The organism is Bifidobacterium sp. UTCIF-1, from assembly GCF_006408915.1.
GTDB lineage: Bacteria > Actinomycetota > Actinomycetes > Actinomycetales > Bifidobacteriaceae > Bifidobacterium > Bifidobacterium reuteri.
The window spans coordinates 55,720-67,909 of record NZ_JFAG01000003.1 but is presented as its reverse complement, the minus strand read 5'-3'; the positions used below and the strand labels follow the sequence as shown (position 1 = coordinate 67,909).

The window sequence follows — 12,190 nt, the reverse complement described above, 5'->3', positions numbered from 1 at the left end:
GTTTACATGGCTACAAACCTTGATGAATTGAACGCCCAGTCGGCGTACGCCCCCCTTCCCCCGATTTTCGCCAAGCTCGGCCTTGCCTATGATGATGTGCTGCTGCTGCCGAACGAGACGGATGTGATTCCTTCCGAGGTGGACACCAGCACCCATCTGACCCGTAAGATCACGATGAAGGCCCCGGTGCTCTCCGCTGCCATGGATACCGTGACTGAATCCGAGATGGCTATCGCCATGGCCCGCAACGGCGGTATCGGTGTGCTGCACCGCAACCTCTCCATCGATGACCAGGCCGCCCAGGTCGATGTGGTCAAGCGTTCCGAATCCGGCATGATCACCGATCCTCTGACCGTGAACCCCGACGTGACGCTCGCCGACCTCGATAAGCTCTGCGGCAAGTTCCACATCTCCGGTCTGCCGGTCGTGGACAAGGCCAACAAGCTCGTCGGCATCATCACCAACCGTGACATGCGCTTCATCGCCTCCGAAGACTACGACACCCTGAAGGTCAAGGATGTCATGACCAAGGAGAATCTGGTCACCGGCCCGTCCAACATCTCCAAGGACGACGCCCACCGCCTGCTCGCCCAGCACAAGGTCGAGAAGCTGCCGCTGGTCGACTCCGAAGGCCATCTGACCGGTCTGATTACCGTCAAGGACTTCGTCAAGACCGAACAGTACCCGGATGCCACCAAGGATGAGCAGGGTCGTCTGCGCGTGGCCGCCGGCGTCGGCTTCCTCGGCGACGCTTGGCAGCGCGCCTCCGCCCTGATGGAGGCCGGCGTGGATGTGCTGGTGGTCGACACCGCCAACGGCGAGGCCCGTCTGGCGCTCGACATGATCTCCCGTCTGAAGCACGATTCCGCATTCGACAACGTGCAGATCATCGGCGGCAACGTCGGCACCCGTTCCGGCGCCCAGGCCATGATCGACGCTGGCGCTGACGCCGTCAAGGTCGGCATCGGCCCCGGCTCCATCTGCACCACCCGCATCGTCGCCGGTGTCGGCGTGCCGCAGCTCACCGCCGTGTACGAGGCCGCTCAGGCCTGCCGTGCCGCCGGCGTGCCGTGCATCGCCGACGGTGGCATCCACTACTCCGGTGACATCGCCAAGGCCCTCGTGGCCGGCGCATCCTCCGTGATGCTCGGCGGCACGCTCGCCGGTTGCGAGGAGGCTCCGGGCGAGAAGGTGCTTCTGCACGGCAAGCAGTACAAGCTGTACCGTGGCATGGGCTCCCTCGGTGCCATGGCCCCGCGCGGCAAGAAGTCCTACTCCAAGGACCGCTACTTCCAGGCCGACGTCACCTCCAACGACAAGGTCGTTCCGGAGGGCGTCGAGGGCGAAGTGCCGTATCGTGGCCCGCTGAACGCCGTGCTCTACCAGATGCTCGGCGGCCTGCACCAGTCCATGTTCTACATCGGCGCCCACAACATCGCCGAAATGCCGGAGCGTGGCAGGTTCATCCGCATCACCGACGCCGGTCTGCGTGAATCCCATCCGCACGACATCGTGATGACCGCCGAAGCCCCGAACTATTCCGGCTTCCACAACTGATCCGGAATATCGTTCTCCTCGGCCTATATGACCGATGTTGATTGACGAAAGGGCCCCAAGTGGGCCCTTTCTGCGTATCTGGGCGCGTGCTTCCTCACATGGATTCGCAGACGTGGAACAATCTCAGGCCGGAGCGGTCATGTCGCATCTGGGCTTGTATTCTCTGCGGTATAGTCTGAACTGTTCTGATATGACGGATATACCCGGGAAAGGGGCCCATGATGGTGGATGCGCATGATGCGGAAACCTACAGCGCGAAGGATTCGCGCCTGATCTGGATCGACTGCGAGATGACCGGACTCGACATCTTCGGCGGCGACGAACTGGTCGAGGTGTCCGTGGTGCCCACGGATTTCGACCTCAACGTGCTGGATGAGGGCGTCGATTTCGTCATCAAGCCGAGCCAGAAGGCCGTGGACCATATGAACGACTTCGTGCGCCAGATGCACACCCGCTCCGGGCTGATCAACGAATGGGAGCATGGCCTGAGCCTCGAGGAAGCCGAGAAGAAGGTCACTGAATACGTGCTGCGATTCACGCCGGAAGGGGTCAAACCGCTGCTGGCGGGCAACACCATCGGAAGCGACAAGAAGTTCCTCGACCATTACATGCCCGGCCTCATGAGCCACCTGCACTACCGCAGCGTGGATGTGAGCACCCTGAAGGAACTGGCCCGCCGCTGGTACCCGGCGGTCTATGAGAACCGTCCGCCGAAGAACGGCGGCCACCGCGCGCTCGCGGACATCATCGAATCACTTGACGAGCTGCGCTACTACCGCAAAGCGTTCATGGCGCCGGTCCCCGGCCCGGACGATGTCGAAGCCAAAGCCATTTCCGCGGACATCGTGGCCACCAGTCTGCTGAACAAGTAACGTTGGACAACGTGGACTGAGCAACCACAACGAGGGGAGTTGGAGATGTTTATGTCGAAACACGAGCAGGAAGCAGCGCCGAGCACGCTTCCGACGCACCTTCTGCCTTTGCCGCCGAAGCCGGGAACAGCAAGACGGGACAGTTCGGACGGTAAGGTTCCGAGGTCCTCCCAGCCTGCGCCTGCCAAGTCGACGCAGACGCCAGCCCGGTCCATACAACCAAACGCCCCGCAGACTGTTGCGGCCTCAGTGCCTGCTGGCTCGACCGGCCAAACCTTCCGTCCGACAGCTTCACCGGCAGCCGCCCATGTTTCAGTGCCGGCAGCCGCCCATGTTTCAGTGCCGGCAGCCGCCCATGCTCCGGCGCCATCCGCTGCCGATGGCGTACCCGCAGGGCAGCGCGATTTCTCCGGACCCGCACATGCCGCGCTCAAACAGTTCTTCGGCTACGATTCCTTCGTGCCCGGTCAGTTCCCGGTGGTCAACTCCATCCTCAACGGACGCGATGTCATGGCTGCCATGCCTGCCGGTCCCGACAGATCGTTGTGCTATCAGTTGCCCGCCACTGTTCCGCATACCTTTACCTTGGTGATTGTGCCATCGTCTGCGACGGCGGGCATCGAGGTGGAGCATCTGCGCAGACGCGGTATCGCCGCTGCACTGATTGACGGCCAGACCGACAGGCAAGAGAGCGACGAAATCTATGCCGCAGCCGCCAACCGGCAGATCAGCTTGCTGTACACCGCGCCCGAACGCCTCCTGAGGCCTGATTGCATCGACTTCGCCAAGCAGGTGCGTATCGACATGGTCGTCGTGGACGAGGCCCAGTGTGTGCTCCAGGGGAATGCCGGTTTCCGCACCGAGTACCGCAATATCGCCGGTTTCGTGCACATGCTGCCCAAGAGGCCCGTGCTCGCCGCATTCGCCGATGTCACCGATCCGGGGCAATGCGATGCGATCATCACCGAACTTGGTCTGAAAGACCCTTACCGTATCAATGCAGGTTCCGGCCAGCCCGGTACCCAATCGCGTGCGTCCGAGACCACGTCGGCCGCGCTTCAAGCCAACAGCGCCACTGCCGACCGGAAGAAGACGGCAGCCGCCTCTAAGCCTGAAATCCACAAGACAGAGACGAAGACGGGGCAGAAAACAGGGGATGCAGACAAGAAGAAGCAGAAGCGCAAACCATATAACTATACGCACACCCAGGAAGAAAACGACCGTCTTATCGCCGCACTCAACCCAGCCGACAGGCAAACCGTCGAGCAGACCGTTGTGGAACTGATTGCGCAGCGCTTCGCCAGCAACGGCAGGGACCCCGCCATCTCCACCATAGTGAGCACATTGAACGGAGATGCGAACGCGTTCTTCGGCGTGACCAAGCTGCCTCAATTCGGCATGTTCAAAGATCGCTTCAGCGCGGATACCGTCATCGCCGTCATCGATGATCTGACCAAGCGTGGCGACATCGCGCGGGACGACAATCGTCTTCGTCTGATCGGAGAACGCGCCAAGAACGCGTATGCCGCCGCAGGAGTAGACGCAGACAAGTCGATGAACCGCTCTGATACCGAGCCGAAGGCCTCCAAGAAACCTCGTCCGAAGCGAGCTGATCGCCTGACCGATAAGGAGAAGGCGGCGCAGGCCGCGAGACATGCCGAGACCGTCAAACGAAATGAGGAGCTGCAGGCACGTGTGGCCATGATTGACGGTGTCGAGCGTGCTGCGGCGGAGCGTGCCATAACCGGATTGGTCGGTGAGCTGCGTGCGGCCAAGGGGGAGGACCCCGCCGTCTCTTCGGTCACCTTTACGCTGGCGGGTGAGGCCGCGGACTTCATCGCCGCTGCAGGATTGACATCGAATCCTCACTTCGGCGAGCTCAAAGGTCGTTTCGACCGCGATCTGTTGCGTGGAATCGTGATGGACATGACGCAGCGGGGTTCTCTGGTCATGGAGAACCGGCGTCTGCGCCTGCCTGGCGCAGGTAGGTCCTCCGGTCCCGGCCCGTCCGCGGCCCCGCAGGCCTGACATCGGGGACTTGACAGGTATGCGTCAATCCGAAGCGCTGGCCATCCTGAACGCCGGCGCGAACGTGTTCCTGACCGGTGCGCCCGGTGCCGGCAAGACCTATACGCTCAACGAGTTCATTCGCGGGGCTCGTGCGGATGGCGCCGATGTGGCGGTCACCGCGTCCACCGGCATTGCCGCCACGCATATTAACGGCCAGACTATCCACTCATGGAGCGGCGTGGGCGTGGCTACCTCGTTGACCGCGAATCTGTTGAAGCTCATCCGCTCGCGCCGCAAGCGCAAGATTGAAGCCACCGACATCCTCGTCATCGACGAGGTTTCCATGCTCCACGCATGGCTGTTCGACATGGTCGATCAGGTATGCCGGGCGGTGCGCCATGATCCGCGGCCGTTCGGCGGCATCCAAGTGGTGCTCTCCGGGGATTTCTTCCAGCTCCCTCCGGTCTCCGTTTCCGGGCGCAACAACGATTTGATTGCGCCCACGCCGGAGTTCGTCGCCTCCCGGGAACGGTATGCGCAGGCCGGGCGCAATCCCGAGGGTTTCGTCACCGAATCGTTGGTATGGGATGAGTTGAACCCGGTCATATGCTACCTGACCGAGCAGCACAGGCAGGACGCCGGCGATCTGCTCACGGTCCTGACCGATATCCGCCGCAGCGCCGTGACGCAATCCGACCGGGATACGCTGGTCACACGTCTCGGCCGCATGCCCGAACCCGGACAGGTCGCCGTGCATCTGTTTCCGGTCAATCGCCAGGCCGACGGGCTCAATGACCTGCGGCTCAACCAGATCTCGCTCGAGCCGCATGAATTCCATGCCGAGACCGCAGGCCCAGCCAATCTGGTCGATCGGCTCAAGAAGAACATGCTCGCCCCCGAACGGTTGGTGCTCAAGGAGGGCGCGGCGGTCATGGCCCTGCGCAACGATGCCGACCGGCAGTACGTCAACGGCTCGCTTGGCACCGTGCGCGGCTTCGCGCCGGAGGCCAAAGGCGGCTGGCCGATTGTCGAATTCGAGAACGGCAACATCGTCACCATGAGGCCCGCCGCATGGGAGATGATGGACGGCGAGACCGTGCTCGCATCCGTTCAGCAGGTGCCGTTGCGCTGTGCTTGGGCAATCACCATCCACAAGTCGCAGGGCATGACGCTCGATCGGGCGGTCATGGATCTGCGCCGCACGTTCGCGCCCGGCATGGGCTATGTGGCGCTCTCCCGCGTGGAGTCGTTGGACGGACTCTATCTTGCCGGTGTCAACGAACGCATGTTCCTGGTTTCGCCCGATGCCGTGACGTTGGATGGTTCCTTGCGCGACGCATCCGCAGCCGCCTCCGACCGTTTAGCCGATGAAGGCGTTACCGCGTTCAAGCCATCCGCCACCGCGCTCGACGCCGCAGATGACGACTTCGCACAGGATGCCTTGTTCTGATATTGGGTTTGTGCCCTTCTGGAGTCGTTTCTGCGTTACGAGGGGCTGATTTCAGGGTTTCGGAACATCTATCTGCGTTACGAGGGGCTGGTGACGTGGTAACAGCGCGGTAAGAGCCTCTCACAAATGGCGGAATAACGGTGTTGTAAGGGCATATTCAAAGGATGGGGAGCCCCTCGTAACGCAAGTAGTGCTTCCGGGAAGCCGAGATCAGCCCCTCGTAACTGAGATAGGTATCGTAAACTGGATTCTTTGCGTCCTGGAGTGGCTACCATGGAGTGCAGGGGTGGTGATCATGTCGCTATCTGAACAGACTCATGGAGACAACGAAGTTCGTGTGGCCGCAGCGTCTGCCGGCCGTGGCGCTGGAAGCAACGCAGACCGCAACACCGGTCGTAATACGGGAAGGAATCGTCCACCTGCCGTGGCCGGCGCGTTCTATCCTGCCGACCGCACTGCGCTCAAGCAGCTTATCAACCAGCAGCTCGATTACGGGCGTGCGCTGGTGAAACAGCTGGCATCGCGGCTGCCTCAAGGAGCGCCGAAAGCGGTAATCGTGCCGCACGCCGGTTATGGTTATTCGGGCACGACTGCGGCGTTGGCGTATGTGCTGCTCGAACGTGGGCGCGGCACGGTGAAGCGTGCAGTGATCGTCGGGCCGACGCATCGGGTGGCCGTGCGGGGCGTGGCATGTTCGACGGCTGACGTTTGGTCTACGCCGTTGGGCGTGATTCCAGTGGATGTGGAGTCCGAACGAAAGGCGATGGGGCTGTCGGATCGTGACATCTCAGGAACCACTCGTATGTGTGGCGGCGATCATGATGGCATGGCTGCGGGTGCTGGCGTTGAACCGCATGATGACGCGCATGACAACCCGCATGCCGAGCCGTTGCGATCCGGTATGCGCGCCCGCTCTGGGGCTCCGGCTCCGGCGATGATCGTCAACGATCCCACGCATGCGCAGGAACATGCCGTTGAGGTGCAGATTCCATTCCTGCAGACCGTATTTGGCCCGGATCTGGCCATCGTGCCGCTCAACGCCGGTGATACGAGCCCCGAAGAGGTGGGCGACGTGTTGCGCGCGTTGTGGGGAGGTCCTGAAACTGTGATTATCATCAGCTCCGATTTGTCGCATTATCATCCCGAGGCGTATGCGCGGCAACTCGATGACGAGACGATATCCGACATCGCACATCTCAGGCTGCCGATTCATCCGCGCAGGGCATGCGGGGCGTATCCAATCAACGGGCTGCTGGATGTGCTGGTGCGTGGCTTGACGCCGGCACAGCATGAAACGTCGTGTGAAACAATTCGTGAAACGTTGAAGGCGAATCAGGCGAGCGGCACAAGGCCGGCAGTCGAGACAGATCAAGAGAGCGACCGTCAAGAAAACCGAGCATGTCTGCATGCTGTCGAACGCCACTTTGACCTGCGGTTGCTGGGGCGCAGCACCTCAGGTGATGACGGTGTAGTGGCGCTCGCGGGTGAGCCTCGCCCGGCTATGGACGATCCTGATGAGCCGGTGGTGGGGTATGCCTCGTTTGCCGTATGGCAGGAGGAGGCTGCTCAAGAGAGTGCAGAGGATGCAGATGATCCAGGGAATGTACGTGGCGACAATGCCGGCGGTATCCGGCAGACCAAATCCTCTCCTGAATCTTCTGCAGAATCCTCTGCAGAAAGAAGGAATGCCGGGGATGCGGCTGGGCAATCTGACGGGTCCAGTACATCTGAGCGGTCGAATGGCACCGACCGAGGTGCGACCCTGCTGAAGCTGGCGCGCATATCGATTCGTGAGCATCTGGGCCTTGACGGCGATTCCGACGAGTCCCCCGAATCCATCATCGCACGTAATCCTTGGCTGGAAGAGCCTGGCGCAAGCTTCGTGACCTTGACCGAGAACGGTCGGTTGCGTGGCTGCATCGGCACGCTTGAAGCATATCGGCCGCTCGGCCGCGACGTTGTCGATCACGCGGTCGACGCCGCTAGCCGCGATCCGCGCTTCAATCCGCTTACGGCTGCGGAATACCCGCTCATTGATGTGGAGGTATCCGTATTGGGCAAGCCAGAGCCGATCATAGGGTCGGATGGCATCCCGGTGCGTTCGCGTGACGAGCTGGAGTCGGCGCTGCGCCCCGGTGAGGATGGGTTGATTCTTACCGACCCGCGTGGTCGCAGGGCCACGTTTCTGCCGCAGGTGTGGGAGCAGCTGCCCGAACCGCATGATTTCGTCTCGCACCTACTCGCCAAAGCGGGAATCCGCCCGTCCTACGACTGGGCCAACGGCGACATCGAATGCGAACGGTATGAGGTGACCGCATATGCCGAACGTTGAATCAGATTCAGTTCCGGCAGTCGCCATCGGCCGTTGGCAAACGCAATTCCACGACGGCACAGGCCGTGCACGATGCGAACTCTGCCCACGGCGCTGCGTGCTTCGCCCGGGCCAGCGCGGCTTCTGCTTCGTGCGGTCGAATCACAACGGCGTCATCGTCTGCGACACGTACGGTCGCAGCTCCGGATTCGCCGTAGACCCGGTGGAGAAGAAGCCGTTGAACCATTTCCACCCCGGCTCCAGCGTGCTGAGCTTCGGCACGGCCGGCTGCAATTCCGGTTGCCGCTTCTGTCAGAACTGGGATATCTCCAAGGCGCGCGACTTCGACAGACTCGGCGTGGAGGCAAGCCCAGAGAAGATTGCGCAGGTGGCGCACGAGCGTGGTATCGACTCGGTGGCGTTCACCTACAATGATCCGATTGTGTTCGCCGAATACGCGATAGACACCGCGCAGGCCTGCCGTGCCCTCGGCATCCATCCGATCGCCGTGACGGCCGGATACATGAGCGCGGTGGCCAGACCGGATTTCTATGCGGCGATGGACGCGGCGAACATCGACCTCAAGGGCTTCACCGAGGACTTCTATTGGAAAGTAACTGGAACGCATCTGGCTGATGTGCTCGACACCATCGACTACGCGGTCAATGATGCGCGCACCCCGGACGGCGGGCATGTGTGGGTGGAGCTCACCACATTGCTCATACCGGGGCTCAATGACGACGATGCTCAGCTGCACGCCGAATGCACATGGATTCGGGAGCATCTGGGCCCCGACGTGCCATTGCACTTCTCGGCATTCCACCCGGCGTGGAAGATGCAGGATGTGCCGCCCACGCCGCATGGCACGCTGACCCGGGCGCGTGACATCGCGCTCGCTGAGGGATTGCATTACGTGTATACCGGCAATGTGCACGACCGTGAGGGAGACACCACATACTGCCCGAATCCGCAGTGCCATGCCGTGCTGGTGGAGCGCGACTGGTATCGAATCAATGCCGATCGCCTGTCCTGTGATTGCGGCGGCGACGGTCGATGCCCGGAATGCGGCACTGCCATCGCGGGCCGTTGGTAGGGGAGGGCTGCTGGCAGGCAGACCGTCATCGTAGGTCGCTGATGCGCGAGGCGATGCTCCTCATCGATCGCATACTGGCTTCGTACCGCGCCGCCGCAGCGATGAGCAGCACGCCGCCGACAAGCAGCCACACCCACCAGTAGTGGCGCGAGAATTCGGCCAGCCAAGGCCAGATCACCGTCAGCACATGAATGACGAGTATCACCGTGCCGTACACCAGCGGGGCCTGCAATCCCCGCAGTGCACCGAGCAGCAGTGCGCAAATCGAAATGGCGAACAGTGCGAGGACGCGCGGCAGCGACAGTGGCTCGAACCAGCTGATGAGCAGCGATGGCACCATGAGCAAAGTCAGTGCAGGCCATAGCGCGGGCCAACTGCGCAACGTGGGGCGGACCTGCATCCAACGTACGCCTATGACAAGGGCCGTCGCGCCGGACACTACGGCGAACAGATCCACCGGTGCATATGGCTGCGGGTTGTCTACCGCCAGATACATCAGCGACAGACTGGTGATCGCCGTGAACACGGTGACGGTGATGTGCTCGGCGGGGAGAGGTTTCGATGCTGTGCCGTGCGGCAGCGCCGGTTGCGGCCATCGTGGCTGTGCTGGCTGTGGCATCGCCTGTTGAGGCTGCTGGATTGACTGTGGTGCCGACTGGGTCACTGGGGAGGCTGTCGGATGTGCGGCGACAATCCATGAAATCGCGGTCACTGCGAGCATCACCACAAGGCCCACGATCGAAACCACCATCGGCAGGGGACTGCCATGTGTGAAATCGCTGTCGATGACGATGAGCATCATGAGCGAGCCTATGACACTTGCCGAAACGCGTTCCTGCTTGCTGATGGTGAAGCGCTTGGTGCGGCGGAACATCAGCGTGGCGGCGGTGATCGTGAACCCGGTAAGGGCGATCATCAGCAGGTCGGCAACGGTCTGAGCCGCCTGGTCATTGCCCAACGGACCGTTAAGCACGCGACGCAGCAGCGATTCCGACCCTGCCGACAAGGACCATATGAAGCCGATCGTTGGCATGACGCGATTGGCGGGAGGCAGTGTACTGCCGGTGCGTGCCGTCGGCTTGAGGTGCAGCATCACCAGCATCGCGGCCCATAGCGCTGGCGGTATGAGGCAGATGATGATGACAAGCCACAACGGATCCGCGTCCATGATGAGCGCGTATCCGAAGAAGGTAACAGCGGTCAGACCCACCGTCGCTGCAGTCAATGACGTCATCCATTCGAAGTCGGCGTAGCGCGAGGTGTGGGGGACCCGCACGAAGATGGCGAACAATAGTGCCGCAGCTGAGCCGATCTCCACGGTCAGCACCCATTCCACATTGTGGTTGTCGGTGGGCAGCGACGAGGCAATCGACATGAATGCGAGCGGAATCGCACACATGGCGTACAACGTAGTGGCCCGCAGTGGAATCGGACTCAGTGGAATCGGTTGCAGTGGGGCCGGTTGCAGTGGGGCCGGTCGTATGGCCGGCTGCGTCACGGATTGTTCCGCTGAGAATCCAGAAAGATTTGGCGGAGTCGATGAAGCGGCATTGGACGGGATGGTCTGCGTATTCGGTTGCGAGTCCGTGACCGTTGCTGTCTGATTGGATGGCAGATGCGACGCTATTGCACGCAGGGCGAACGCCAGCGCGGTCACCAGAAGAATCAGTACGCCGGTGCACACTCCATTGGGAATCGTGCGCGCTACCGGAGGGATGCCGCTGACCAGCGGGGCGTCAATGGACAGCGCGGCCAATCCCGCCCAAGTCAAACCTTCGGCAGTGACGCGAAGCCGATTGGTCAGCGCCATGCCGACGGCCAACGCAATGGCACCGACCACACCGATGGAGACCGCGCGGCCGATGTCGCCGAGCAGACCATAGGCGAACGAGGCGAACGCCAGCACCGCGATGGTCACCAATGCCACGCCGAGCACCAGCAGCAGCATCTGTACGTTGGAGTGCTGCGGCTCGGATTGGGTTGGCGCAGGCGGAATCGATGCGGGTGGGGTGGCCGCAGTGCCGCTTGGCCATACGGCCTGTTGCGCAGTGGGCTGTGGGAATGATGCTTGCGGGAATGGACCCTGCGGGGACGATGCTTGCGGGAACGGTGTTTGTGCAAACGGGCCCTGCTGCGGCGGTAGGCTCGCAGGCGTGAACTGCGATGGCTGCGGTGGGTAGGCCTGAGAGTACTGCGGAGCCATCGGCTGCGGCTGGGGGTACTGCGGCTGGGGGTACTGCGGATCATGGCTCGACTGTGCATTTGCGGCGGGATAACCGGGGAGCGCGGCAGTCGGCTGTGGCGTGGTCGGCTGTTGGGTCATGTGCTGCGGTTGGAATGGGGAGTATTGCGGCGTAGGCTGCATGGGCTGCGAATACGATCCGCCTTGCTGCGGTACCGGTTGCCGCTGCGGTATTTGCTGACTGTGCTGCGATCGCGATGGCTGCGATTGCTGAGGCTGCGATTGCGATAGTTGCGATTGCGATAGTTGCGATTGCGATGGCTGCCATTGCGGAGGCTGTTGGCTATGCTGCCATTGCGATGGTTGCTGCCATGGTTGTGTCGGCTGCTGGGCCACCTGTTGCCGCACAGGTTGTGCCGCCTGCTGGACTGGCTGCTGCGGCAGTACCGTCTGTTGTTGCGGCACCTGCTGCTGTGCCGGTTGCCGTACGCCTTGCTGCGGTTGCGGCACTTGTTGCTGAGGTGTCGGTTGCGGCTGCGTTATCGGCTGTTGAGCTGACTGCGCAGTTGGCTGCACTGGTACCGCCTGCTGTGGTTGTGATTGGTTGTTCCATTGTTTGGTCGGCTGCGTCATCGTGCCCTCCTGCCCCTTCAACATCATTCTCCCACGTGCGATCCGCAAAGCCAAGGTGTCGGATGATACACAATCCAAAGAT

7 protein-coding genes are annotated in these 12,190 nt (G+C 62.0%); 6 read left to right on the top strand and 1 reads right to left on the bottom strand.

Annotated elements, in window-relative coordinates:
• The first annotated feature begins 6 nt into the window (after positions 1-6).
• From guaB to amrS, 6 genes are all read left to right on the top strand, one after another.
• Positions 7-1,557 carry an IMP dehydrogenase gene (gene guaB, locus BW09_RS02070; RefSeq protein WP_140464625.1) on the top strand — a complete coding sequence of 517 codons (1,551 nt, stop codon included), beginning with the start codon at positions 7-9 and terminating at the stop codon, positions 1,555-1,557.
• A 221-nt stretch (positions 1,558-1,778) separates the two neighbouring features.
• On the top strand, positions 1,779-2,429 hold the full coding sequence (gene orn / locus BW09_RS02065; protein WP_140464686.1) for an oligoribonuclease: 651 nt from the start codon (positions 1,779-1,781) through the stop codon (positions 2,427-2,429).
• 339 nt (positions 2,430-2,768) lie between these two features.
• Entirely contained in the window at positions 2,769-4,457 is a 1,689-nt protein-coding gene (locus BW09_RS02060; RefSeq protein ID WP_181161748.1) for a DEAD/DEAH box helicase, read from the top strand.
• A 19-nt stretch (positions 4,458-4,476) separates the two neighbouring features.
• Positions 4,477-5,889 (top strand): PIF1 family ATP-dependent DNA helicase, encoded by a 1,413-nt coding sequence (locus BW09_RS02055; protein WP_140464621.1) that lies wholly within the window; start codon positions 4,477-4,479, stop codon positions 5,887-5,889.
• A 295-nt stretch (positions 5,890-6,184) separates the two neighbouring features.
• Positions 6,185-8,221 (top strand): AmmeMemoRadiSam system protein B, encoded by a 2,037-nt coding sequence (gene amrB, locus BW09_RS11050; protein WP_258184941.1) that lies wholly within the window; start codon positions 6,185-6,187, stop codon positions 8,219-8,221.
• Positions 8,208-9,293, top strand: a complete 1,086-nt coding sequence (gene amrS / locus BW09_RS02035) for an AmmeMemoRadiSam system radical SAM enzyme (protein WP_140464619.1) — start codon at positions 8,208-8,210, stop codon at positions 9,291-9,293. The genes amrB and amrS overlap by 14 nt, the downstream gene beginning before the upstream one ends.
• Positions 9,294-9,318: 25 nt before the next feature.
• Here the strand turns inward: amrS and BW09_RS02030 are convergent, their stop codons facing one another.
• Positions 9,319-11,616 carry an SCO7613 C-terminal domain-containing membrane protein gene (locus BW09_RS02030; protein WP_140464617.1) on the bottom strand — a complete coding sequence of 766 codons (2,298 nt, stop codon included), beginning with the start codon at positions 11,614-11,616 and terminating at the stop codon, positions 9,319-9,321.
• Between the last annotated feature and the right edge of the window lie 574 nt (positions 11,617-12,190).